Consider the following 24,213-nt stretch of genomic DNA (forward strand, 5'->3'; position numbering starts at 1 on the left):
TCAACTGTGGAACGCAGGGCCGCGGGCCGGACCGGGCGGGCAGGGTGGGCGCGGCCGGTTCGGTGCTGCCCGGCTCGCCGACCGGTGCGGGCGCGGTGGCCGCGTCAGCCGCGGTGGCGGGCGTGGCGGGCGTGACGGCGGGCCCCGGGGCGTCGAGCGGGACGGCGTGCTCCATACGCTCGGCCGTCCAGTACGCCTGCATGGCCTCTGCGGCAGCGGGCGAGTCGACGGGGGTGGCGTCCGGGCGGGCCGCGGGCGAGCTGCTGGAGCCGGCCGTAGCCGGGGTCGTGGCTGCGGTCTTGGCCGGAGCCACGACCGCTGCTGGGGCCGGCCCGGCGCAGGCGAAGGCCAGGACGGCCGCCGTGGCCAGCGAGAGCAGTGCTCCCGGGCGCCGGAACCCGCGCTCGACCCGGCCGCCGTGCCGCCGATCGGGCTGATGCCGTGTCACTTCGGTCTGCACGGCTCACCTCCAAGGGAGTCAATGGTTCCCCCGCTGGCGATCAGGCTAGACGGCCGCCCGGACCTGGACGGGGTGCACCGCCCGGGTGGCTTCGTAGTCGAACCGATTGGACGCAGGGCCTTGCGGTCGCGCCGGTGCCGGCCGAGCAGGATCCTCCTTGACCGCACGGCAAAGCTGATGGTGTGATCAGCTGACTCGCCCGTGCGCCTGCGAACTTGATGCGCAATCAGCCGAGGCCAATCCCCTTTTTCCGTTTCCTCCTTATCTTTCCTGGAGATCCGATGGATCACGCCCCTCCGTGCGCGCGCACGGGCCGGACCGGTCGCGGGGGCCGGTCACGTCTCGCGCTGCTCGCCACGGCGCTGCTGGCCTGCGCCGCGACCGCACTCGGCCCTACGGGCGCCACGGCCGCACCGCTCGCGCCGGCCACCCTGAACGTCGGCAGCCCGTCGGTCGCCACGGCCCCCGTGGGCACCCTCTTCGACGACTTCCACTACAACACCGACACCTCCGACCCGGCCTTCGCCGCACACGGGTGGACCCCGCGCGACGGCCAGCTCGGGTCCGGCCCCGGCCCGCAGGACCCGGTCACCAAGGCCGTCCTCGCCGACTGGTCGAAGGACAACGTGACCTTCCCGTTCGACCCCTCGGTCGGCGGCCCGGTGATGCAACTGCGCGCCACGAACGACGGCAGGACCGCCCACCAGGCGCAGGTCTCCACCACCCAGCGCAAGTTCACCACCGGCACCTATGCGGCGCGGGTCTACTTCAACGACCAGCCCACCAGCGGCGACCCCGGTGCCCGCCCGGTGGAGGCGTTCTACACCATCGCGCCGGAGAACCCGCTGCGCCGGGACCTCTACAGCGAGCTCGACAACGAGTACCTGCCGGCCGGCGGCTGGAGCGGCGCCTCCACCAACCCGTCGCTCTGGACCACGTCCTGGTACCACGTCGCGGAGCCGGCGGCGAAAATCGCCGAGGACAAGGCCAACTTCAACAACCACGACGCGGTGAACCACCTCCAGGGCTGGCACACCCTGGAGATGACGGTCGCCACGGCCTCCGGCGGGGCCGAAGCCGCCACCTTCTACCTGGACGGCGCGCCGTACTTCCCCGCGGACCCGAGTTACGCCCCGCGCGAGCCCATGACCATCGACTTCAACACCTGGTTCACCGCCCTGGCACCGGGCCACCCCAGCACCTGGGACGAGAAGGTGAGCTGGGTCTACTACACGAACACCGGTGCGCTGCCCCCAACCCAGCTGGACGGCCAGGTCAGCTCGTTCCACACCGCCGGCACCCACTTCGTCGACACGGTCCGTGCCCCGAAGACCGCGCACGACTACGACGGCAACGGCCTGGGCGACATCTCGATGGTCTACGACTACGGCCCGAGCGCCCCCAACACGTGCGCGCGGAGCGGTACCCGGCACACCACCTTCTTCGACCTGGCCGGACAGCCGGATCCGCGCACTCAGCTCAGCCCGGCCACCCAGTGGGACGGGCCCTGCCAGCCGGCCGGCCAGCGGTTCACCACCTCGGGCGACTTCAACGGCGACGGCCGGGCCGACCTCGCGGCGCTGTACGACTACGGCCCCACCGCGACCTGTCCGCAGGGCTCCCACGTGGCCGTGCTGGAGTGGCAGGGGACCGCGGACGGCTCGCTGCACCCCCTCGCCCAGCCCGCTTGGGAGAGCCCCTGCTTCGGCAGCGGCACCGCCTACTTCAGCGCCGGCGACTTCAACGGCGACGGCAAGAGCGACCTCGCGCTGCTCTACGACTACGGCGGCGGCGACCTCAAGCTGCTCACCCTGACCGCCGACGGCAACGGCGACGGCGGCTTCGGCGGCCTGGTCCCGCAGTGGGAGGGAAAGACCATGGGCACCAGCACCAAGTTCATGGTCACCGGTGACTACAACGGCGACGGCAAGAGCGACGTCGCGCTCTACACCGACTGCGGTGACGGCAACGGGCCGAACTGCCTGCAGGACGCCCGCCGGGCGGTGTGGACCTTCAGCGCCGACCCGGTCGGCAGCGGCGCTCTGGCCGGCCCCGTCCAGGCCTGGCACAGCCCCGGCTTCGGCAGCGGCACCAAGGCCGTCAGCTCCGGCGACATCGACGGCGACGGCAGGAGCGACCTCGTGCTGCTCTTCGACGACGGCACCCCCACCCTGCAGTTGATCACCCTCACGGCGCACGCCAACGGCGACGGCGCCTTCGGCGGCCTGGTCGAGCGCTGGCACGGTACTGCCCTGGGCGTCGTCCCGAGCTTCATGAGCGTCGGCGACTACAACGGCGACGGCAAGGCCGACATCGCACTCTTCACGGACTACGGCGCCACCGGCAGCAGCTGCGGCCCTGGCGGCCACCAGTCCGTCTACGCCCTCACCGCCGACCCCTACGGCACCGGCGGCCTGCAGGACCCGGTCCGGGTCTGGGACAGCCCCTGCTGGGGGCAGGGCACCAGATCGGTGAACTGACGCCCAGTCAGCGCGAAACGCCGGCGCCGGGCGGACCCCATCACGGGGTCCGCCCGGCGCCGGCCTTCTGTCGGCGGTGCGCAGCGGTCAGGCCGTCCGGCCCGGCCCCGACAGCGCCAGCCGGCTCGGCAGCAGGCTGGCGGCCAGCGCTAGCAGCACGCAGAGCAGACCGGCGCCGCCCAGCGGCAGCCAGGGCAGGTGCAGCGCCACGCTGGTCTGCCCGGCCAGGATCCGGTGGTTGAGCAGGGCGGAGGTGCCGACCTGGGTGACCGCCGTGACCAGCAGCCCCAGCACGGCGGCGGTCGCCACCACCAGCAGCGCCTCCAGTGCGACCATGCCGAGCACCTGGCGGCGCTCGGTGCCGGCCAGCCGCAGCACGGCGAAGTCGCGCCGGCGGTCCGCGGCCGACATCACCATGGTGTTGACGATCGCGAGCAGCGCGTAGAGCAGGGCCGGGCCCAGGACCGTGGTCATCACGATCCAGGAGTAGCGGGCGCCGGGATCGGGTCCGGGGTGCTGGGCATCCGTCAGCACGGTGCCGGGCGGCGGCGCGGCGGGTGCCGTGCCGAGGTAGACCGCGCTCGGGTGGGTGCCGCCCAGGTGGCCGGCCACCGCGTCGCCCGCGATCAGCACCTCGTCCAGACCCAGCTGGGTGCGGTAGACCAGGCTCAGGCGCAGCGACACCACCGTGTCGTCGGCCAGCCGCAGCCGCACCTGGTCGCCGAGGTGCCAGTCGTGCGCGGCGGCCTGGTCGGTGGAGGCGGCCAGGCTCTGGCCGTGCAGGTCGGCGGCGGTCCCGTGGACGGCGGGCAGCGTGAAGGCGGTCGCCAGGTCGCCGTCGACGACGGTGGCAGCAGAGGGGACGGAGGCGGCGGAGTTTTCGGAGCGGTCGGCGAAGGACGCGGCGTCGGCACCGAGTCCGCTGATCACCAGCGAGGTGGTCGCGGTGGCCCGCAGACCCGGCTGAGCGGTGGTCAGCTGCCGGGCGGCGTCGGCGGGCAGCGGTGCGGTGCCCGGGCGCAGCACGTAGCGGGCGGCCGTGGCGGCCCGGCCCTGGGCGGTCATCGCGTCGGCGAAGGCCGCGGTGCTGCCCACCGCCGTGCCGGTCAGCGCGATCACCAGGAAGGCCGGGGTCGCGGTGGAGACCGTGCGGCGCACCGAGGTCAGCGCGTTCTGCCGCGCCAGCAGTGCGGGGGCGCTCACCGTCCGGCGCAGCGGCCAGGTGAGCAGCCGGACCAGCGCGGGCACCAGCAGCGGGGCGAACAGGCTCAGCGCCACGATCGCCATCAGGTCGATCGCCATCACCCACTGGGTGGCGAACTGCGGATCCTGGACCTGGGCGCCACCGCCGCCGCCCGGGGCCGAGGGCAGCAGGGGAGAGCACAGGTAGAACGCCAGGGTGGCGAGCAGCCCGCCCAGTTGCAGCGCGGCGCAGGCCCAGCGCACCGGGGTCATCACCCGGCCGTCCACTGCGGCCTCGCCGAGCGCCTCGACCGGGCGCACCTGGCTGGCTCGGACCGAGGCGGCGAAGGCACCGAGCAGCGCGACCGCCAGACCGACGGCGGCCGCCACCAGCAGCGGTGCCGGCGCGGGCTGCGCGGTGAACCCGGCCGGGGCGGCTCCTCTGGCGACCAGCCAGGCGGCCAGCACCGGCGCCGCCGGCAGGGCCAGCAGGCAGCCCGAGACCACGGCGGCCAGCGCGATCACCAGCGCCTCACCCATGATCAGCAGCTGGACCTGACGGGGCGTCGCACCGACCGCGCGCAGCAGCGCCGTCTCCTGGCGGCGCTGGGCCACCGCGAAGGCGAAGGTGCTGGCCACCACGAAGACCGCGACGAAGGCAGCCATCCCGGAGGCGAAGGTCAGCACCTTGTGCAGGGAGGGCGCACCGAGCGGGGAGTCGTCGCCGATGGTGTCGTTGAGCAGCACCCCGGTGGTGGCCACCAGGGTGACGCCCAGGGTGAGGGCGAGGTACGAGCCGGCGAAGGCGGCCCGGCGGCGGCGCAGGCTCGCCGCGGCGACGGGCAGCAGGGTCAGCAGGGTGCTCACCGGCCCACCTGCGTGGGGCTGTGCGGGGCCGTCTCCAGCGCGGTCATCCGCTCGGCGACCTGCTGCGCGGTGGGCGCCGCGAGATCGTCCACCAGCTTGCCGTCGGCGAGGAAGAGCACCCGGTCGGCGTGCGCGGCGGCGACCGGGTCGTGGGTCACCATCACGGTGCTCTGGCCCTCCTCGTCCACCAGCGAGCGCAGCAGCGCGAGCACGTCGCGGCTGCTGGAGCTGTCCAGCGCGCCGGTCGGCTCGTCGGCGAAGAGCACCTTGGGCCGGCTGATCAGCGCCCGGGCGATGGCGACCCGCTGCTGCTGGCCGCCGGACAGCTGCGAGGGCAGGTGCCCCATCCGATGGCCGAGCCCGACCTGGCCCAGCGCCCGCTCGACCTCGGCGCGGTCCGGGCGTCTGCCCGCCAGGCGCAGCGGCAGGCCGACATTCTGCTCCGCCGTCAGCGAGCCGACCAGGTTGAAGGCCTGGAAGACAAAGCCCAGCAAATCTCTCCTCAGCACCGTGAGCTGAGTTTCCGTCAGCTTCCCGAGCTCCACCCCGTCCAGCACCACCCGCCCCGAGTCCGGCCGGTCCAGGCCCGCCGCGCACTGCAGCAGGGTGCTCTTGCCGGACCCGGACGGGCCCATCACCGCCGTGAAGGTCCCCCGAGCAAAGCCGACGTCCACCCCCGCAAGCGCGTGCACGGCCTCCGGGCCGGTGCCGTAGGTGCGGTGCAACTGTTCCAGTCCTAGGACCGTATCCCCCATGATCATCACAGGGCGTATACCTACCATGCGCCCGACCACCTCGGCCACCGCTATTCGCCCAGCGAGGCCGGGTCGCTCGGCCACTCCGAAGGCGCGGTGCGCCGACACCCAGGTCCGAGTGGCAACGCATCGAAGCCCCCGGACTGTGCTCGACGATTCGCCGAATGTTCCGGTGACCCGGTTTGTCGGACAGACGATCCGTTCGGTTCGGCAGATCGCCTACAACGACGGCCATGTCGGCTTCACAGCTGGCCTCACGCTCCAGTTCCCCAGCGGCAGCATCCGCCTGCTCGGTCTCGTGGACGACCTCCTCATCGCCCAGGACCAGCGACTGGGTCCTGTCGAGGCCTACCTGCACGAGGATGTGACCCTCGCGCGGGTGGTGCGTACCTCCGGGGCCTGCCCGTCGCAGTGGGACGCCTGGACGACCACGGGTCAGTACCTGTACCTGCGGTACCGGCACGGCGAGGGAACCGTCGAGCAGCATCCGAGCGAGGACCTCGACACCTGGGATGGCGAGGCGTCGAGGCTCTGGACCAGTTGGGACGACGGGACCGACGGCGGCTGGATCGAACTCTCCGATTTCCTCGCCATGGCCGGTCTGCGGCTCGCCCCGGACGCCGAGGTCCGACCTCCGCTCGACGTGAAGGCCTGGACCCCAGTCAGCCGGGGCCCGTTGCTGCCGGACGAGGTCCAGCCCCAGGTGATCCCCGACAAGGACCCGGTGCGCGAGCCGACGGTGCGCTCCCGAGCAGGCGAGCAGCCCGGGAGCGCACCGGCTGACCCGGGCCGGTCGCAGCGGCCAGGACCGGGCCGGTCGGGCGCGGCAGTTCGCCGTGGAAGGCGGGGGGGACCGAGCTGCCGACGGCGACGGCGACGGCAGCAGCGGGTGGGGCGGAGGCCGGCGCCGTCGGCGCGGCTGCGGCGGACCCGGCCAGCGGGACGGACAGGGCGAGGGCGAGGGCGAGGGCGGCGGCGCTCGTGATGCGGCGGGTTCGGTTCATGTCCGTGAGCGTAGGTTCGCGCTCCACGGCGCCGGATCGCTCGAAATGATGCGTTCTCAGCTCCCGGTCATCCCTGGGGATCAGCCGTGTCGTCCTTCGGGATGACCGGGTGCGCAGGCCGGTCCGGGCTGACGTGCGGCCTGGACCCGCCGGCCGGGTCGGGTTCAGGGCTTGTACACCGCTCGGCTGCCGTACAGCGCGCGGGTGAAGCTCGAGATGTAGCTGTGGACGTCCGTGCTGGTCAGGTTGTAGGTGAGGTACGCCCCGTAGCCCCCGCTCACGGTCTGCTGCGCGAGGTAGGTCGCGTCGGAGGCCGGGGTCGAGCCGAGGTCGATCGCCGCCGGGCCGAGCCGGCTGTCCGGCAGGGACACCTCCGGCACGCTGAAGGAGTCGTAGTACGGGTTCCACGAGTAGTCGAAGAGCGGGCCGACGTCCGTGCCGTTGTAGACCAGGCTCGACGCCGACGGGCCGATGTCGTACAGCGTGATGAGCTTGTGCGGCAGCGCGCTGCGCAGCGCCTGGACCAGGTAGACGAAGGAGCTGTCGTTGGGCTGGGCGGTCCCGTTCACGCCGTAGTCGGCGTACTCGTCGTCGAAGTCGACGCCGTCCAGGCCGTACCGGGTGACGGCGCTGGACAGCTGCTGGGCGAAGGCCGCCGCGGCGGCCTGGGAGGGGAAGTTGGCGAAGCCGGCGCCCTGGTGGTTGCCCAGGACCGACAGTTCGACCTTGATGCCCTTCGCCTGGAGCGGCTTGATCTGTGTCGCCGCGTTGTCGAGGACGCTCTGCACCTGCGGGTTGAAGGAGAGGTAGGCGTTGCTGCCGTCGTAGTTGATGTTCGCGGCGAAGATAACCGCGATGTCGAACACGTTGGCGCCGTTGCTGGCCAACTTGTACTTGCCCACGTTGAGCATGCTGTTGCTGTTGACCTCCACGTAGGCGATGGAGACCGGTCCGGTCTTCGTCGCACCGCCCACTGGCCGCTGCTGGGCCGGCCCGGGCTGCCCGAGGGGTGCGGGAGCGGCCTGTGCGACGCCTGCCGCCGCGCCCGACGTGAGCGTCAGGACGGCGGTGAGCAGCGACGCCCACCTCACTCCGGATCTGGAACCACGCATGGCCGATCGACCTCCCTGGAGGTAAAACGATTTAGTTGTTGTGAGGATGCTCCCGGAGTCGTGAGTGCGTCAAGACCCCTGCCCGCAGCGGTTGTTGGGGACGAACCGCTGCGGAGCAGGAATCTCGGAGGTCAGCGGACGCGGCGCACCCAGCCGGCCGCGAGGTGGCCCAGGAACAGGTAGACCAGGGCAGGGAGGCCGTAGTTGAGCAGGGTTCGCAGCCAGCCTTGGGAGGGGGTGAAGAGGTCGTGGGCCCACCCGGACAGCCAGTCGGCCGCCGAGTGGACCCAGCTCGCCAGGTCGTTGGAGGGGTTGGCGTTGAGCAGGTAGAGGGCGATCCACAGGCACAGCAGGCCTGCGACGATGTCGGTGACGAGTATGACTGTGCGGGCCGCTCCTGGCCCGGCGTATCTGCCATTCATGAGTGGCGTGTAGCCGCTGTCCGCAACCGCAAACCGGGGCGGTACACGGCAGGCCGCGCCTGGGTGACACGGCGTCGGGCCGCCGCCGGGCGGGGGGCGCTCGCCGCCCCCGCAGAGCGGGGGCCCGGCCGGGAGCAGCCCGCCCGCCCTGGCCGGTATCAGCGACCCGGGCCTGACTGGAAGTCAGCCCTCAGGAAGACCTGACCAGCAGTCAGCCCAGCCCCAGCCGCAGGGTCAGCAACTGGAACGGCCGCAGCGCCAGCGCGACCGCGCCGTCACGCAGCGGTGGGTGCCCGTCCGGCAGCGGCCGTTCGAGCAGGTCGCAGGCGTGGACCGAGACCACCGGCAGGTCCGTGCGCAGCGTGGTCCGGCTGCGGGTACCGGTGGCCTGGTAGAGGCGCACCACCAGGTCACCGCTGCCGTCGTCGGCCAGCTTCACGGCGCTCGCCACCACCTCCTCGCCGTCCAGCTCGACCAGCGGCACGACCGCCGCGGCGGCCCCGAGCACCGTGCGCTCGGGCAGGTTGACCAGGTGGCCCTCCCGGACGGCGTCCGCGATCGTGGCGCCGGGGACCAGGGCGTGGCGGAACCGGTGCCGGCCCTGGTCGGTGTGCGGGTCGGGGAAGCGCGGGGCGCGCAGCAGGGAGGCGCGCACCGTGGTGTTGACCCCGTGGTCGGCCGGGCGCACGGTTCGGGTGACGTCGTGGCCGTAGGTGGAGGCGGTGACCAGTGCGACGCCCCAGTCGGGTTCGGCGAAGTGGGTGAACCGGTGGTTGCAGGCCTCGAACTTGGCGGCCTCCCAGCTGGTGTTGGTGTGGGTGGGCCGGTACTGGTGGCCGAACTGGGTCTCGGCGGCGTAGCGGTCGGCGTGCAGGTCGAGCGGGAAGGCGAGCTTGAGGAACTTCTCCGTCTCGTGCCAGTCCACCTCGGTGTCCAGGTCGATGCGGTGGGCGCCGGCGGCCAGGGTCAGGGTCTGGACCGCGGTGGAGGCGCCGAAGGAGCGGGTCACCCGGACGGCGACGGCCTCGGGCTTGTCGGCGAGCACGGTCAGCTCGTCCACCCCGGTCAGGTCGGTGCCGGTGTTGCGGTAGAACTGGTCGACGTCCCAGGCGTCCCACATGTTCGGGAAGTCGGGGTGCAGCTGCAACAGGTTGGCGGCCGCGCCGGGGGCGACGGTCTCGCGCCCGGCGGTGAGGTCGTAGGCGGAGACCAGCAGGCCGCGCCCGTCCAGCTCGACCCGCAGCCGGCCGTTGGCCAGCACGTACCCGCCGCCCGCCCGCTCCCGCAGGGTGCAGCCGTCCGACGGCGCGGCGGCGGGGGCGGCGCCGCCGGCCGGGACACCCGAGCGCTGGTGCGGGGCGGAGTTGAAGACCAGCGCGGTCCCGCCCTGCCCGGCCAGGGTGCGCTGTGCGGCCTCGACGATCGCCGTCAGCTCGGTGGCGACGGCGGCATAGGTCGCCTCGGCCTCCCGGTGCACCCAGGCGATCGAGGACCCGGGCAGGATGTCGTGGAACTGGTGCAGCAGCACGGTCTTCCAGATCCGGTCCAACTCGGCGTACGGGTAGGGGAACCCGGCCCGCAGCGCGGCGGTGGCGGCCCACAGCTCGGCCTCCCGGAGCAGGTTCTCGCTGAGCCGGTTGCCCTGCTTGGTCCTCGCCTGGCTGGTCAGGGTCGCCCGGTGCAGCTCCAGGTACAGCTCGCCCACCCAGACCGGCGGGTCGGGGTACTCGGCCTGCGCCTGGGTGAAGAACTCGGCCGGCGTCTCCCAGCGGACCGCTGCGGAGCCCTCCAGGCTCCGCAGCCGGGCCGCCTTGCCGACCATCTCCCGGGTGGTGCCGCCCCCGCCGTCGCCCCACCCGGTCGGTGCCAGCGACCGGGTGGCCCGGCCCTTCTCCTTGAAGTTGCGGACGGCGTGCGCGATCTCGCTGCCCTTCATCGAGCAGTTGTAGGTGTCGACCGGCGGGAAGTGGGTGTAGATCCGGGTGCCGTCGATGCCCTCCCACCAGAAGGTGTGGTGCGGGAAGGAGTTGACCTGGCTCCAGGAGATCTTCTGGGTGAGCAGCCACCGCGAGCCGGCCGCCCGGATGATCTGCGGCAGGCCGCCGGTGAAGCCGAAGGTGTCCGGCAGCCAGGCCTCCTTGTTCTCCACCCCGAACTCCTCCAGGAAGAACCGCTTGCCGTGGACGAACTGACGGGCCATTGCCTCCGAACCGGGCATGTTGGTGTCCGACTCCACCCACATGCCGCCGGCCGGCACGAACCGCCCCCCGGCCACCGCCTCCTTGACCTTCGCGTACACCTCCGGCCGGTGCTCCTTGATCCAGGCGTACTGCTGGGCCTGCGACATGGTGTAGACGAACTCGGGGTGGTCGGCCAGCAGGGCGGTCATGTTCGCCGTGGTCCGGGCCACCTTGCGCACCGTCTCGCGCAGCGGCCACAGCCAGGCGGAGTCGATGTGCGCGTGGCCGACCGCGCTGATCCGGTGCGCGGACGGTGCGGCGGGAGCGGCCAGCACCTCCGCCAGCGCGGCCCGGGCGGCGGCCGCGGTGGCGTTGACGTCCTGCAGGTCGACCGCGTCCAGCGCCCGCTCGACCGCGCGCAGCAGCTCCCAGCGGCGGGCCCCGTCCACCGGCAGCTCGGCCATCAGCTCGCCGACCACCTCCAGGTCCAGCACCAGCTCCCAGACCGTCCGGTCGAAGACGGCCAGGTCCATCCGGGTCAGCCGGTACTGCGGTTCACGGCCGGCCGTCGCCAGTTCGCCCAACCCGGTGGGCAGGAAGGGGTGGTAGTCGAGGACCACCGGGTTGGCCGCGGCCTCGACGTGCAGCAGCACCTGCTCGCCGCCGACCGCCCGCCCGGCGATCGGGACCCACTGGTTGTTCGGGTTCAGCCCCTTCACCGGGCTGCCGTCCGGACGGTAGACCAGGCCCTCGCACTGGAAGCCGGGCATGTTCTTGTCGAAGCCCAGGTCGATCAGCGCCTCCACACACCGGCCGGCCCACTCCTCGGGCACCGTGCCGGCCACCGTCAGCCAGCTGGTGCTCCACGGCGCGCCCCACCGGTCGCCGACCGCGACCGGACTGCGCGGCGCGGCCAGCCCCTCGGCCACCGGGACCGGCTCCCCGGGGGCGGTCCAGGCGCCGACCGACAGCGGTACCGACTCCGGGTACACCGCGGGGCGGATCCGCTCCTCCAGCACACGCTTGAGCCGGGCTTCGACCAGGGTGCGGTCGTCATGCATGGGCGCTACTCCCCATCTGGTGGTCCGTCAGGTGCGGCCGTCGACATCCGGTCGTGCGTCAGGTGCGGTCGTCGACATCCGGTGGTGCGTCAGGTGCGGTCGTCGACATCCGGTGGTGCGTCAGATGTGGCCGTCGACATCCGGTGGTGCGTCGGGCGAGGTCGCCGCCGCCCGGTGGTGCGTCAGGTGCGGCCGTCCACCCCCGGTGGTGCGTCAGGTGAGGTCGGCGACCGTGACGATCTCGGTGATACCCCGCGCCGCCAGGCCCGAAGGGTCCGCGACACGCTCGGCCAGCAGCACGGTGGGGCGGGCGCCGTCGGCTGCCAGCCGCATGAAGGCCTCGAAGAAGGCCCCGCCCGGCGCGCAGGTGGAGCGCTTGGGCGCGGCCTCGGGCAGGTCCAGCACCAGCGCGGTGCGCCGCGGCCCGGGCGGGCGCCAGTCCTGCCGCGCCTCGGCCACCGCCTCGGCCAGCGCCCGGCCGCCCGGCTTGACCCGCTGGTCGGTGGTCAGCAGTCCGAGGGTGTACTCCAGTTCGGGGAAGTCGGCGAGCGCGCGGTCCACGTCGTGCGAGCACCACCAGGTGATGCCCCACAGGTCGGGGCAGTCCAGCGCGGCGGCCACGGTGGCGCGGGTGAACGCGCCGGCCCGCCCGGGAGCGATGTGCGGGGCCGGTGCGCCCACCTCCTGCAGCCAGACCGGGCGGTGCGGGTCCTGGGCCCAGGCCTTGGCCAGCTCGACCAGGTAGGCGGCGTGCTGCACGGTGGCCGCCGAATCCGGGCCGTAGCGCTGGGCGGTGCCGTTGAAGACCCAGGAGTGCACCGCCGTGACGGCGCCGAGCCGGGCCGAGTGGGCGGGGGTGAACGGGTGGTCGTCCTGGTAGAACGCGGCGTCGTAGGAGGCGTGCAGGTGCAGCCGGCCCGGCGCGCCGCGCTCGCAGGCGGCCAGCAGTCCGGTCAGCCAGTCGGCGGCCCGGGCGGGGGAGATGCGGTCCGGATCGGGGTGCGGGTCGCCGGAGAACTGGTTGACCTCGTTGCCGACCGTCAGGCCGAGGAAGTTCGCCCGGCCGGCCAGCGCGCGGCCCAGGGTCTCCAGGTAGGCGGCCTGGGCGGCGACCACCGCGGGATCGGTGAACAGGTTGCGCCGGTGCCAGCTGGTGGTCCACGCGGGCAAGAAGTCGAAGCTGGACAGGTGGCCCTGGAGGCCGTCGACCGCGACGTCCAGCCCGCGCTCGCCCGCCGCGTCCACCAGCGCGGCCAGCTGCTCGAGGGCCCGGGGGCGGATCAGCGTGCGGTTGGGCTGGAAGAGCGGCCAGAGCGGGAAGACCCGCAGGTGGTCCAGGCCGAGCGCGGCGATCGCGTCCAGGTCGCGCCGCACCGGGTCGAGGTCGAAGTCCAGCCAGTGGTGGAACCAGCCGCGGCTGGGCGTGTAGTTGACGCCGAACCGCGGAGCGGCCCCCGTCGAGTAGGTCATCCGGTCCTCCGGTCGGGTCGGCCGCTCATCCCTTGACGGCGCCTTCGCCGACGCCGCGGAAGAAGTACCGCTGCAAGGTGACGAAGAGGGCGAGCACGGGCAGCAGGGCGATCACGGCGCCGGCCGCGACGGTGCGCGGGTCGGCGCTGAAGGCGCCGCGCAGGTAGGAGAGGCCGACCGTGAGGGTCAGTCTGCCGGGGCTCTGCAGCACCAGCAGCGGCCACAGGAAGTCGTCCCAGGCGCCGATGAAGGTGAGGATGGCGATCACGCTCAGGGTGCCCCTGACCGCCGGCAGTGCGACGAACCGCAGGCGTTGCAGCACCGTGGCCCCGTCGATGACCGCCGCCTCCTCCAGTTCGGCCGGGACGGCGAGGAAGGCGTTGCGCATCAGCAGCACGTTCAGCGCGCCGATCATTCCGGGCAGCCCCACGCCGAGCAGGGAGTCGCCCAGGCCCAGCTTCGCGACGGTCTGGTACTGCGAGATGATCGTCACCTCGCCCGGCAGCACCAGGGTGGACAGGAAGAGCCCCACCACCAGGCGGCGGCCGCGGAACGGGAGCCGGGCCAGCGCGTAGCCGGCGAGGGTGGCGCCCACCAGGTTCCCCGTGACGTCGGCCAGCGCCACCAGGACCGAGTTGAGTGCGAAGTGGCCGACCGGGACCAGCCTGGCCACCCGGCCGTAGTTGCCGAGGGTCGGGTGCTGCGGGAGCAGCCGCGGACTGGCGGTGTAGACGTCCTCCGCGATGCTCTTCAGCGAGGTGGCCAGTTCCCAGAGCATCGGACCGACGGTGATCGCCAGGACCAGCAGCAGCGTCAGGTAACGCGCCGTCAGGCCGAGCGGGGTGACCGAGTCGAAGACCGCCGAGCGGCGGCGGGGCGGGCGCCTCACCGCTCCCCCCGCCGGTTCCAGCGGGCCAGCAGCAGCAACGGCCCGGCGGTGAGGGCGAAGAGCAGGACGCTGAGGGCGGACGCGTAGCCGATCCGGCCGTCGCTGCCGGCGGCGGCCTGCTGGATCAGCATCACCAGCGAGACGTCCTGGCCGCCCACCCCGCCGGTGCGCCCGCCCAGCACGTACAGCTCGGTGAACACCCGCATCGAGCTGACCGCGATCAGCACCGAGACCAGCGCCATGGTCCCGCGCACCCCGGGCACGGTGACCGAGCGGAACCGGCGCACCGCACCGGCCCCGTCCACCGCGGCCGCCTCGTGCAGGTCCCGGCGCACGTTTCCGAGCGCCGAGAGGTAGAGCACCATGTAGTACCCCAGTCCCTTCCAGACGGTCAGCGCGATGGCGCTGGCGAGCAGCAGCCAGCGGTCGGTGAGGAACGGCACGGCGTGGTGCAGCAGGCCGGCCTGTCGGCCCAGGCCGTTGACCAGACCGCGGTCGTCCAGCAGCCACTGCCAGATCAGCGCCACCACCACGGCGGAGGCGATCACCGGGAAGTAGAAGACGGTCCGGAAGAAGCCCATGAACGGCAGGGTGCGCTGCACCAGCAGGGCCAGCAGCAGCGGCAGCACGGTCAGCAGCGGGACGCAGACGGCCATGAAGATCAGCGTGTTGACGATCGCGTCGCGCAGCAGCGGGTCCTGCCACATCAGCGCGTAGTTGTGCAGCCCGGTGAAGCGGCCGCCGCTGAGGATGTGCACGTTGGTGAAGGAGAGCACCGCGGTGTTGAGCGCGGGCCACAGGCTGAAGACCGCCAGCCAGAGCAGGGCGGGCGCGACCAGCAGCCACGGCGTGTACCGGCGGTGGGCCCTCGTCAGGTGCGGCCGCACCGGCGCCCTCCCGATCACTGGTCGAGCAGCTGGTTCGCGCGGTCCTGGGCGCTCTGCAGCGCCTGGGTGCTGCTCTCCTTGCCGGTCATCGCCAGGGCGATCTGCTGGTTGAGGAAGGTGTCCATGGCGTTGGTCCACACCGGTGGGGTGAAGTTCACCGCCTTCTGCATGTCCTGGTAGGCGAAGACCGCGGCGTCGCCCTGGGGCGTCCCGTCGCTCCTGCTGTACGCCGGGTCGGCGGCGGCCGCCGTGGTGCCGGGCAGGTAGCCGGGGGCCAGTTTGACGAACGCGGCCTGGTTGGCGTTGTCGGTGGCGAACTGGGCGAAGGCCAGGGCGAGCGGCAGGTTCTTGCTCCTCGCCGAGACCGACAGGCCCTGGACGTACAGCGGGGCGGTGTCCAGCGCGGGGGAGGGGATGATCTGCGGGACCAGGCTGGGGTTGGTCTGCCGGGTGCTGGAGATGTAGTTGCCGCCGCCGGTGGTCCAGGCCACCACCTGCTTGTTGAACAGCGCCGAGTTGCCCTCGTAGGTGCTGGTGAGCACGTCGGACGGGAGGTAGCCGGCTGCGTAGGCGGCGGTGTACTTGTCCAGCATGGCGGCCGCGCCCGCGGTGGCGAAGGCGAACTTCTTGCCGTCCGGCGTCATCAGCGGGGTGCCGGAGTTGACGATGTCCGAGAGCCCGGGCGGACGGCTCATCAGGTAGTCCTTGCCACCGGAGCGGTCGTGCATGGTCCTGGCCTGGGCGACCAGCTCGTCGAAGGTCTTCGGCAGGTGGGCCGGGTCCAGGCCGTCGCGCTGCAGCATGCCCTTGTTCCACAGGCTGATGTCGGTGCCCAGGTACCAGGGGAAGCCGTAGGTGCCGGTGCCCAGGTCGGCGTAGGTGTAGGCGGTCAGGCCGCTGCCCACGTAGTCCTTCGTCAGGGTGGGCGCGTTCCTGGCCAGGTCGAGCAGGCCGCCCACCTTGGCCACCGAGTGCGCGATGTCCGGCGGCAGGTTGACCACGTCGGGCAGGTTGCCCCCGGTGACCTGGCTGGTGACCTTGTCGCTGTAGCCCTCGCCGGGCTGGTCCAGCCAGTCGACCGTGGTGCCGGGGTGCTGGTTCTCGAAGTCCTTGACCAGGGCGTCGAAGTAGGGGGTGAACTTCTCGTTCTTCAGTGACCAGGTCTGGAAGGTGATGCTGCCCGAGAGCGGCCGGCCGGTGGCCACGGCCTGGTCGCCGCCGGCTGAACTGCTGCCGCCGCCGACGCCGCAGGCGGTGAGGGTGAGCGACGCGAGGGCCGCGAGGGTGACGGTTGCCCTGACACTGCGCATGGCGGTCTCCGTGGGAACGGGGAACGGGAACGGGGGACGAGGGTGCACGTGCGACTGCTGCCGCTTGCCTGACGTCCAGTCAAGGATCAGGAACGAGAGGGCGGTTGTGGCCCGCACGGACTTACTAAACCGTTCTAGCGAGGTGTGTGGGACTATGCTCCTGCGCGCCAGGGGTGTCAAGAGAGGACCGCACACGTGGGCAGACCGACCATCGAGGACATCGCCCGTGCGGCGGGGGTCTCCAAAGGCGCGGTCTCCTTCGCGCTGAACGGGCGCCCTGGGGTCAGCGAGCAGACCCGCCGGCGGATCCTGCAGGTCGCCGAGGCGATGAACTGGCGCCCGCACAGCGCGGCCCGGGTGCTCGGCGGGGCCAGGATCGGCGCTGTCGGGCTGGTGCTGGCCCGCCCGGCCCGCACCATCGGGGTGGAGCCGTTCTTCGCCCAGCTGCTCTCCGGCCTGCAGGCCGAGCTCTCCCGCCGCCAGACGGCGCTGCAACTGCTGGTGGTGGAGGACACCGCCGCCGAGATCGAGGTCTACCGCCGCTGGACCTCGGAGCACCGGGTGGACGGCTTCGTCCTGGTGGACCTGCAGGTCCGCGACCCGCGGATCGCGGTGCTGGAGGAGCTCGGCATGCCCACCGTGGTGCTCGGCGGACCCGGCCGGCACGGCAGCCTGCCCGCGGTCTGGGCCGACGACCGGGAGGCGATGCTCTCGGTGGTCGAGTACCTGGCCGCGCTCGGCCACCGGCGGATCGCCCACCTGGCCGGCCTGCCGGCCTTCCAGCACACCCAGCGCCGGATCCGGGCGCTGCGCGACGCGGCCGGGCGGCTCGGGCTGGCCGAGACGGTCTCGGTGCCGACCGACTTCAGCGACGCGCAGGGCGCCGCGGCCACCCGGGCGCTGCTGGCCAGGCGGCAGCGGCCGACCGCGATCGTCTACGACAGCGACGTGATGGCGGTGGCCGGGCTCGGGGTGGCCACCGAGATGGGCGTGCGGGTGCCGCAGGAGCTGTCGGTGGTCTGCTTCGACGACTCGGTGCTGGCCCGGATCGTCCACCCGCCGCTGACCGCGCTCTCCCGGGACACCTTCGCCCTCGGCGAGCAGGTGGCCCGGTCGCTGCTCGGCGTCCTGGACGACCCGGCGACGGCGGCGGACCTGAAGACGCCGACGCCGCGGCTGACCGTGCGCGAGAGCACCGGCGTCCCGCCGGGCTGACCGGCCGTCGACTGCGCGGGGCCCCGTTGACGGGCCCGGTGAAGACGAGGCCGGCCGGCGGCTCCGGGCCGGGCCGGGCACCGTCACCCGGGTACGAGTGCGCCCCGGCGGGGTCGGCAGGGCGGCGGGCCCTGCCGACCCCGCCGGGGCGGTCGGTGGAGGTGGGTCAGTGGGCTGCCTGGGCCCGGAGTTCGTAGGCGGGGTTGTAGAGGGTGCGCCGGCCCCGCGCGCGGCTGAGCCGCCCGCGGACCTCGATGGTGCGGCCGGACAGGATGCCCGGTATCTCGCGGCGCCCGAGCCAGATCACCACGACCTCACCGGTGCCGTCCCACAGATGCGCCTCCAACGCCGGCGCCCCGCCCACCGGGCGCAGCGTGACGGTCCGCAAGGTGCCGATCAGCCGGACCATCTCGCGGTCCTCGGTGTCCGCTATCCGGGTGGCGTGCGCCGAGGTGACGGCGGCGGCCAGCTGTTCGGCCTGCAGGTCGCTGCTGGACCGGGAGAGGCGGGCCAGTGCGCGGCGGACCGTGGACCAGCCCGCAGGACGCGGCGCGCTGTGCGGGCCCGTACCGTTCGACGTCTCCATGGCTACGATCTCCTCCGGGTTCAGGGCGCTCAGGCTCAGATCACTCAGGCTCGAACACTCAAGACGTGCGGTCGTTGGCGGACTGCAGCTGGTACGGGACGCTGGCCACCACGACCCGGCGCTGGAACAGCAGCCGGCCCTTGAGCCGCAGCGCCGACTGGTTGTGCAGGATCTGCTCCCACCAGTGGCCGAGCACGTACTCGGGGATGTAGACGGTCACGATGTCGTCCGGCTTCTCGGTGCGCAGCTGCCGGACGTAGTCCACCACCGGGCTGGTGATCTCCCGGTAGGGCGAGGCGACCACGGTGAGCGGGATCTCGATCTCGCGCGACTTCCACTCCTGCTTGAGGGCTTCGGTCTCCACCGGGTCGAGGTCGACGGTGACGGCTTCCAGGCGGGTCGGGCGGGTGGTGCTGGCGTAGCCGAGCGCGCGGATGGTCGGCAGGTGGAGCTTGGAGACCAGCACGATGGCGTGGTTGTTGGAGGGCGGGGTGACGCCCTTGCCGGGCGGCGGGGTCAGCTCGGCGGAGACGGCCGCGTAGTGCCGCTGGATCCCGCGCATGACCAGCCAGATCAGCGGCATCGCGACCACGACGATCCAGGCGCCCTTGGCGAACTTGGTGGTCAGCACGATGGTCAGGACCACGCCGGTGACACCGGCCCCGACGGCGTTGATCGCCCGCGAGCGGATCATGTGGTTGCGGGCGGCCGGGTCGGTGGTGGTCTTCAGGTTCCGGTTCCAGTGCCGGATCATGCCGGTCTGGCTGCAGACGAAGGAGACGAAGACGCCGACGATGTACAGCTGGATCAGCCGGGTCGGCGAGGCCTGGAAGACGACCACCAGCAGGATGGCCGCGCCGGACAGCAGCATGATGCCGTTGGAGAAGGCGAGCCGGTCGCCGCGGGTGTGCAGCTGGCGCGGCAGGTAGCCGTCCTTGGCCAGGATCGAGCCGAGCACCGGGAAGCCGTTGAAGGCGGTGTTGGCGGCGAGCACCAGGATCAGCGCGGTGACGAACTGCAGGACGTAGAAGAGCGGTGACGCCCCGCCGAAGACCGAGCGGGCCACCTGGGCGATCACGGTGCGCGGGGTCTGCCCGTCGGCCAGGCCGACCAGGTTGGCCGGCTCGGCGGCGTGCACGTGGCCGGCCAGCGCGAGCGCGGTGACGCCGGCGAACATCGACACGGCGATCGCGCCGAGCAGCGCCAGCGTGGTCGCGGCGTTCTTGCTCTTCGGCGGCTTGAAGGCGGGCACGCCGTTGCTGATCGCCTCGACGCCGGTCAGCGCGGTGCAGCCGGAGGCGAAGGCGCGCAGCAGCAGGAAGATCAGGCCGACGCCGCCGAACGTGCCGGTCGCCTTGATCTGGTAGTTCTCGCTCTCGGCGTGCAGCGGGTGACCGGTGACGATCTTGAACAGGCCCCAGCCGATCATGACGACGATCGCGACGATGAAGCAGTAGGTGGGGATGGCGAAGGCGGTGCCCGACTCGCGCACGCCGCGCAGGTTCAGCAGCGTGATCACCGCGATGATCAGCACCGCTATCAGCACCACGTGGTTGTTGAGCGAGGGGAACGCGGAGGCGAGGTTGGCCACGCCGGAGGAGACGGAGACGGCCACGGTCAGGATGTAGTCGACCATCAGCGCGCTGGCGACGGTCAGACCGACCTTCGGCCCGAGGTTGGTGGTGGCGACCTCGTAGTCGCCGCCGCCCGACGGGTAGGCGTGCACGTTCTGCCGGTAGGAAGCGACCACGACCAGCATGAGCAGGGCGACCGCGGCAGCGACCCACCAGGTGAAGTGGAAGAAGGCCAGGCCTCCGGCGGAGAGCACCAAGAGGATCTCCTCGGTCGCGTAGGCGACCGAAGACAGCGCGTCCGAGGCGAACACCGGCAGCGCGATCTTCTTCGGCAGGGTGGCTTCGCCGAGCATTTCGTTGTGCATCGGCTGGCCGACCAGCAGCCGTTTGATGAGTCCCATTGTCGAAGGCATGCGGGGCATCGTACGGCCATGGCTGGTGCCATGGCACACCCCGGTCGGCAAATGTCAAGGAAACGGGCATCAGGATGCCGACAGGGATTCCTTGCCGGCTCCTTGGTTCGGCGGTACCCGCACGGTCGGGGCTGACCAGGCAGGGGAGTCGGGGCGGGGTGCCGGCGGCCGGTTCGGCGGGTCCGCGTCAAGGCAGCGGGCGTCAAGGAGGCGTCAAAAGGCCGTCAGGGGCGGGGGTGGCCGCCCGGCTCAGGCGCGGACCTGTGCGCGGCGCGCCGGGGCCGCCGCGGGCCGTGCGTACCGCCGGGCCGTCGCCGTGGCGGCCGCCAGCAGCAGGGCCGAGCCGGCGGCGACGCAGGTGACGGTGAACGGGGCGGCGGGCCCGGCCGCGGCCACCAGCCAGCCGGCCGCCACCGTGCCCGCGGCCTGGGCCAGCGTGATGCTGCTCACCAGGCCGGCCATCGCCTCGCCCAGCCGGGCGGTGGGGACGGTCCGTTCGACCAGGCCGAACATCGTGATCATCTGCGGTGCGACGGCCAGTCCCACGCAGCCGACGGCTGCCGCCAGGCCGCCCAGGGTGCCGCCCACCAGCGGCAGCAGCAGGGCGGCGGACAGCAGCAGCGCCGTCGCCGCGCGCAGCCGGGCGGGCAGGTCGAACCGGGCCGGCAGCGCGGCCATCGCGATGCCCGCGCAGGCGCTCGCGCCGCCCATCAGCCCGTAGATCGGACCGGCGGCGCCGGGGTGGCCCACGTGTGCGGTGGTCGCGGTGACACCGACCTGGATCGACCCGAAGGCCACCCCGAGCAGCGCCATCCCGGCGAGCAGCAGCCCGTAAGGGGCGGTCAGCAGCCGGGCCGGCGGGCGCGGGCGGCCGCCGGTGGCCGCGATGCTGGGCGGGGCGGAGGGGTGCAGCGCGAACAGCGTCGCGCAGACGCCGGCCAGGGCGGCCGCGAGCAGCATCCCGGCGGCCGGCGCGAGCAGGCTGGCCAGCAGACCGACCACGGCCGGCCCGGTGGTGAAGCTCACCTCGTCCATCAGGCCGTCGAGCCAGAGCGCGGCCGAGGCCTGCTCGGCGCGCCCGTCGGCCAGCCAGAGCCAGCGGCTGCGCGCCAGCGGCCCGACCAGCGGCACCGAGAGCCCGGCCACCGCTGCGAACAGCAGTTGCCAGCCCAGCGCGGCCCGCAACTGCGAGGCGGTGACGAGGGCGAGGAGCGCCACGGTGTTCAGCGCAGCAGCGGCCAGTCCGACCCGCCGCTGTCCGCGCCGGTCGGCGGCGCGGCCCACCAGCGGCCCGCCGGTGGCCTGACCCAGCGCCAGCGCGCCGGTGACGGCGGAGGCCCGCCAGACGCTGCCGGTGTGCTGGCTGACCATCAGCAGGGTGCCGATCGGGCACATCGCGGCCGGCAGCCGCCCCAGCAGCGACCAGGCCAGCACTCGACCCCCCGTCAGGTCGACGGCAGCACGGAACTTCCCCACAGCGGCCACGCACGGCCCCCCACCGGGCCGACCCGGGGCGCCCGCCTCCCCGCCGTCGGCCCCCAGGTGAGCAACCAGCGGGTGAGTGCTCAGCGTATGGCGGGGCAGTACGCACCGTCATCGTATGATCCTCCAAGTCGGGCTCGCAGCGCGGGAGCTGCCGGTTCGGTGGACGGAAGGTGCCAGGCCGGAGGCGGCCAGGCGCCACCGGTTCCACGAGCGGCAGGTGGTCGGCAGACTCGTGGTGCGCGGCCGGAAGGCCCGGCGGGTCGGCAGGGTCGGCCCGGTCCCGGAGCGGCTGCGGGTCGACGACCGGATCCGGATCCGGTCCGTTTGCTGACGTCCCGTCACCTCCACTCTCTTCCATCGGAGTACAGCCATGCCCCGCAACCCCTTTGTCCGGACCGCCACCCTGACCGCCGCCCTCGCGGTCGCCAGCAGCAGCATGCTGGCGCTCGCCACCACCCCGGCGAGCGCGGCCGCCAGTCGTAGCGCGATCGTCTCGGCGGCGCACAGCCAGCTGGGCCACAGCTGCAGCTCGGCCTACGACGGCATGGACTGCAGCCTCAACTGGTGCGCCGCGTTCGCCACCTGGGCCTGGGGCCAGGGCGGCGTGGACGTCTCCAAACTCGGCTGGACGGTCACCACCTTCGTCAACTACGGCGACAACAACGGCACCTGGCACGATCCCGGCACCTACACACCGCAGCCCGGCGACGCGATGATCTTCGGCGGCTCGGGCTTCCCGACCAAGGCCAGCGGCGGCGCGCACATCGGCCTCGTCGAGTCCGTCGGCTCCAACGGCACCGTCACCGAGATCGGCGGCAACCAGGGCGGCCTGGTCACCGAGCACACCGGGACCGCCGACCAGATCGAGCACGCCGTCGAAGGCTCCGCCTACAACTTCCTGGGCTACGTCAGCCCTGTCGGCGCCTCGGGGATCCCGGCGGGCTTCAACGTCACCCTGGCCGGCGTCGGTGCGGGCCAGAGCGTCAGCGGCACGCTCAACCTGCGAGCCAACGCGAGCCAGAGCGGCGTCATCGAGTGGCTCGACTACGTGATCACCGGGCCGAACGGGTACCGCAACGAGGTCCGGGCCGGCAGCGGCGCGTCCGGCTACCCGTACGCGCTGGACACCACCGCGCTGGCGAACGGCGGGTACAGCATCTCGATGACCGCCCACGAGATCGACGGCGCCAACCACACCTACGCCGGTACGAACGTCACCGTGGCCAACCAGAGCGCGATCGTCTCCGGTGAGCGGGTCTACGGCCTGGCGCCCGACAAGAGCGCCGTCTCGGTCTACAACGGCAGCGGCACCGGCCCGGGGGCCTGGACCCAGATCGGCGGCGTGGCCACCGACCTCTATGCGAGCGACGCGGGTCTGTTCGCGACCAACCCGGACGACGGCAGTATCAGCCGGTACAACGGCAGCGGTGCCGGTCCGGGTGCGTGGACGGTGGTGGGTGGGGCGGGTGCGCAGTTCGCCACCGGCGGGGGACACCTGTACGGCCTGGCGCCGGATCGGTCGAGTGTCTCCGTGTGGAACGGGACGCCCAACTCCTGGACCCAGATCGGCGGTGCGGCGACCGCCATCTATGCGAGCGACGCGGGTCTGTTCGCGACCAACCCGGACGACGGCAGTATCAGCCGGTACAACGGCAGCGGTGCCGGTCCGGGTGCGTGGACGGTGGTGGGTGGGGCGGGTGCGCAGTTCGCCACCGGCGGGGGACACCTGTACGGCCTGGCGCCGGATCGGTCGAGTGTCTCCGTGTGGAACGGGACGCCCAACTCCTGGACCCAGATCGGCGGTGCGGCCACCACGCTGTACGCCGGCGGGGACGGCCTGCTGGCCGTCAACCCCAACGACGGCAGCGTGAGCCGCTACAACGGCACCCCGGGCGACTGGACCCCGATCGGCGGTGCGGCTAGCGCCTTCGCCGTCGGCGCCGGCCACGTCGTCGGCCTGTCCGTCGACGGCAGCGCCGTCTCGGTCTGGAACGGTAGCGGAACGGGCCCGGGCGCCTGGACGGTCATCGGCTCCGGCGCCAGCGAGGTGGTGATCGGTTCCTGACGGCCGGTCAGGAAGAGGCGGGCGCCCGCACGGCGGTGCCCGCCGGCCGAGGATCCGCCGGCGGGCACCTGGCTGGTGCGGGGCTGCTTCACCATCGGTACCAGCGTCCGCGCTCCCCGGCGGAGGTGGTCCCCCGGGCGAGGAACCGGCCGGTTGCCGGGTACCGGGGGCGACCCGCGCACTCGTTAGTTAACGGCGGTGATCCGGGGCATACGGCTGGCCAGGATGCGTGCGCGCAGGACAGGGGAGGCGAGCTGCGGTGCTGGTGTGGTTGCTGGAGGTGCTCGGCGGATACGGGCTGGGGGCCCTGATGACGGCTCGTGCGGTCTTCGCGTACGGCAGGGCGGGGTACCTCTCCGGTCCGGCGCGGGGCAGGGTGAGCCCGCACTCGGTGGCCGAGTTCGAGCGGCGGGAGCGCGAGCACGTCGAGGCGATCGCCCTGTGCGCCGCGCTGCTGTGGGTGGTCGCCGTCCCCGTCCTGCTGCTGCGGCAGTTCGTCACCAGGGTGCTCTTCGCCCGCGGGTGCACCAGTACCCCGGAGCCGAAACAGGTGCTGGACAGCATCGACGAGCTGGAGCGTGCCCTGGGCATGGGCCGCTACGCGGGCGGCGTTGCGGTGCCCGTCCAGGGCCGGGCGGCCCGAGTGGCCCGGGCGGTCGAGCCCGGGACGGCCGGCGGCCCCGGCCGCAGTTCCCGGCTTACCTGATCCGATCCATGCTGGGGTAGCCTCCCAGCGGTACATGCCCGCGTGATCTGCCCGGCCGCAACTGCTGCCGGGGGCGGGCTTCTGGCAGGG

Annotated in this window: 17 protein-coding genes and 1 pseudogene; 5 read left to right on the forward strand and 13 right to left on the reverse strand. The window is 72.7% G+C overall.

Translation table 11 applies throughout. The features are described 5' to 3' along the window. Positions 1 to 460, reverse strand: a pseudogene (locus tag C7C46_RS15395) (hypothetical protein); the annotation flags it as partial. A gap of 281 nt (positions 461 to 741) precedes the next feature. On the opposite strand from C7C46_RS15395, the gene C7C46_RS15400 reads away from it, so the two are divergent. Further along, positions 742 to 2,940: an FG-GAP-like repeat-containing protein gene (locus tag C7C46_RS15400; protein WP_181442366.1), complete on the forward strand. Its 2,199-nt coding sequence runs from the start codon at positions 742 to 744 to the stop codon at positions 2,938 to 2,940. Between the two features lie 87 nt (positions 2,941 to 3,027). Here C7C46_RS15400 and C7C46_RS37315 read toward each other — a convergent pair whose 3' ends face one another. Together C7C46_RS37315 and C7C46_RS15410 are read right to left on the reverse strand one after the other, a co-directional pair. After that, complete coding sequence (locus C7C46_RS37315; RefSeq protein WP_110669964.1) at positions 3,028 to 4,989, reverse strand: FtsX-like permease family protein; 1,962 nt, start codon at positions 4,987 to 4,989, stop codon at positions 3,028 to 3,030. Beyond that, the gene (locus C7C46_RS15410) at positions 4,986 to 5,744 is read right to left on the reverse strand and encodes an ABC transporter ATP-binding protein (RefSeq protein ID WP_181442369.1); all 759 of its coding nucleotides are present in this window, start codon (positions 5,742 to 5,744) and stop codon (positions 4,986 to 4,988) included. Before C7C46_RS15410 ends, C7C46_RS37315 begins: the two co-directional genes overlap by 4 nt. A gap of 145 nt (positions 5,745 to 5,889) precedes the next feature. On the opposite strand from C7C46_RS15410, the gene C7C46_RS35045 reads away from it, so the two are divergent. Then, entirely contained in the window at positions 5,890 to 6,729 is an 840-nt protein-coding gene (locus C7C46_RS35045) for a hypothetical protein (protein ID WP_181442367.1), read from the forward strand. A 183-nt stretch (positions 6,730 to 6,912) separates the two neighbouring features. Here the strand turns inward: C7C46_RS35045 and C7C46_RS15420 are convergent, their stop codons facing one another. From C7C46_RS15420 to C7C46_RS15450, 7 genes are all read right to left on the reverse strand, one after another. Further along, positions 6,913 to 7,860: an endo-beta-N-acetylglucosaminidase H gene (locus tag C7C46_RS15420; protein ID WP_110669968.1), complete on the reverse strand. Its 948-nt coding sequence runs from the start codon at positions 7,858 to 7,860 to the stop codon at positions 6,913 to 6,915. 131 nt (positions 7,861 to 7,991) lie between these two features. Next, positions 7,992 to 8,282: a hypothetical protein gene (locus C7C46_RS15425; protein ID WP_110669970.1), complete on the reverse strand. Its 291-nt coding sequence runs from the start codon at positions 8,280 to 8,282 to the stop codon at positions 7,992 to 7,994. A gap of 211 nt (positions 8,283 to 8,493) precedes the next feature. Further along, positions 8,494 to 11,523: an alpha-mannosidase gene (locus C7C46_RS15430; RefSeq protein WP_110669972.1), complete on the reverse strand. Its 3,030-nt coding sequence runs from the start codon at positions 11,521 to 11,523 to the stop codon at positions 8,494 to 8,496. A 213-nt stretch (positions 11,524 to 11,736) separates the two neighbouring features. Beyond that, positions 11,737 to 12,993, reverse strand: coding sequence for a glycoside hydrolase 5 family protein (locus tag C7C46_RS15435; protein WP_110669974.1), 1,257 nt, complete (start codon positions 12,991 to 12,993; stop codon positions 11,737 to 11,739). A 25-nt stretch (positions 12,994 to 13,018) separates the two neighbouring features. Continuing rightward, positions 13,019 to 13,882, reverse strand: a complete 864-nt coding sequence (locus C7C46_RS15440; RefSeq protein ID WP_425470079.1) for a carbohydrate ABC transporter permease — start codon at positions 13,880 to 13,882, stop codon at positions 13,019 to 13,021. Then, positions 13,879 to 14,769, reverse strand: coding sequence for a carbohydrate ABC transporter permease (locus C7C46_RS15445; RefSeq protein WP_245984436.1), 891 nt, complete (start codon positions 14,767 to 14,769; stop codon positions 13,879 to 13,881). The genes C7C46_RS15440 and C7C46_RS15445 overlap by 4 nt, the downstream gene beginning before the upstream one ends. A 14-nt stretch (positions 14,770 to 14,783) precedes the next feature. Then, entirely contained in the window at positions 14,784 to 16,079 is a 1,296-nt protein-coding gene (locus C7C46_RS15450) for an ABC transporter substrate-binding protein (RefSeq protein ID WP_110669976.1), read from the reverse strand. A 195-nt stretch (positions 16,080 to 16,274) separates the two neighbouring features. Here C7C46_RS15450 and C7C46_RS15455 point away from each other — a divergent pair, with 195 nt between their 5' ends. Further along, positions 16,275 to 17,294 carry a LacI family DNA-binding transcriptional regulator gene (locus C7C46_RS15455; protein WP_110669978.1) on the forward strand — a complete coding sequence of 340 codons (1,020 nt, stop codon included), beginning with the start codon at positions 16,275 to 16,277 and terminating at the stop codon, positions 17,292 to 17,294. Positions 17,295 to 17,460: 166 nt separating this feature from the next. On the opposite strand, the gene C7C46_RS15460 is transcribed toward C7C46_RS15455, so the two are convergent. The 3 genes from C7C46_RS15460 to C7C46_RS15470 form a co-directional block, all read right to left on the reverse strand. Then, positions 17,461 to 17,880, reverse strand: a complete 420-nt coding sequence (locus C7C46_RS15460) for an OB-fold nucleic acid binding domain-containing protein (RefSeq protein WP_245984437.1) — start codon at positions 17,878 to 17,880, stop codon at positions 17,461 to 17,463. Positions 17,881 to 17,938: 58 nt separating this feature from the next. After that, on the reverse strand, positions 17,939 to 19,867 hold the full coding sequence (locus tag C7C46_RS15465) for an APC family permease (RefSeq protein WP_110669981.1): 1,929 nt from the start codon (positions 19,865 to 19,867) through the stop codon (positions 17,939 to 17,941). Between the two features lie 249 nt (positions 19,868 to 20,116). After that, positions 20,117 to 21,352 (reverse strand): MFS transporter, encoded by a 1,236-nt coding sequence (locus tag C7C46_RS15470; protein WP_146259095.1) that lies wholly within the window; start codon positions 21,350 to 21,352, stop codon positions 20,117 to 20,119. Between the two features lie 370 nt (positions 21,353 to 21,722). Here C7C46_RS15470 and C7C46_RS15480 point away from each other — a divergent pair, with 370 nt between their 5' ends. Both C7C46_RS15480 and C7C46_RS15485 read left to right on the forward strand, forming a co-directional pair. Further along, complete coding sequence (locus tag C7C46_RS15480; RefSeq protein ID WP_110669987.1) at positions 21,723 to 23,417, forward strand: CHAP domain-containing protein; 1,695 nt, start codon at positions 21,723 to 21,725, stop codon at positions 23,415 to 23,417. A 259-nt stretch (positions 23,418 to 23,676) separates the two neighbouring features. Beyond that, the gene (locus C7C46_RS15485) at positions 23,677 to 24,123 is read left to right on the forward strand and encodes a hypothetical protein (RefSeq protein WP_110669989.1); all 447 of its coding nucleotides are present in this window, start codon (positions 23,677 to 23,679) and stop codon (positions 24,121 to 24,123) included. Positions 24,124 to 24,213 lie beyond the last annotated feature (90 nt).

Origin of the sequence: Streptomyces tateyamensis (genome assembly GCF_003205575.1) — a bacterium.
GTDB lineage: Bacteria > Actinomycetota > Actinomycetes > Streptomycetales > Streptomycetaceae > Kitasatospora > Kitasatospora tateyamensis.

Coding starts and splice junctions, on each gene's coding strand:
- C7C46_RS15420 (WP_110669968.1), bottom strand. CDS start 7,860: ATGCGTGGTTCCAGATCCGGAGTGAGGTGGGCGTCGCTGCTCACCGCC.
- C7C46_RS15410 (WP_181442369.1), bottom strand. CDS start 5,744: ATGGGGGATACGGTCCTAGGACTGGAACAGTTGCACCGCACCTACGGC.
- C7C46_RS15400 (WP_181442366.1), top strand. CDS start 742: ATGGATCACGCCCCTCCGTGCGCGCGCACGGGCCGGACCGGTCGCGGG.
- C7C46_RS15465 (WP_110669981.1), bottom strand. CDS start 19,867: ATGCCTTCGACAATGGGACTCATCAAACGGCTGCTGGTCGGCCAGCCG.
- C7C46_RS15435 (WP_110669974.1), bottom strand. CDS start 12,993: ATGACCTACTCGACGGGGGCCGCTCCGCGGTTCGGCGTCAACTACACG.
- C7C46_RS15450 (WP_110669976.1), bottom strand. CDS start 16,079: ATGCGCAGTGTCAGGGCAACCGTCACCCTCGCGGCCCTCGCGTCGCTC.
- C7C46_RS15460 (WP_245984437.1), bottom strand. CDS start 17,880: ATGGAGACGTCGAACGGTACGGGCCCGCACAGCGCGCCGCGTCCTGCG.
- C7C46_RS15425 (WP_110669970.1), bottom strand. CDS start 8,282: ATGAATGGCAGATACGCCGGGCCAGGAGCGGCCCGCACAGTCATACTC.
- C7C46_RS15430 (WP_110669972.1), bottom strand. CDS start 11,523: ATGCATGACGACCGCACCCTGGTCGAAGCCCGGCTCAAGCGTGTGCTG.
- C7C46_RS15480 (WP_110669987.1), top strand. CDS start 21,723: ATGCCCCGCAACCCCTTTGTCCGGACCGCCACCCTGACCGCCGCCCTC.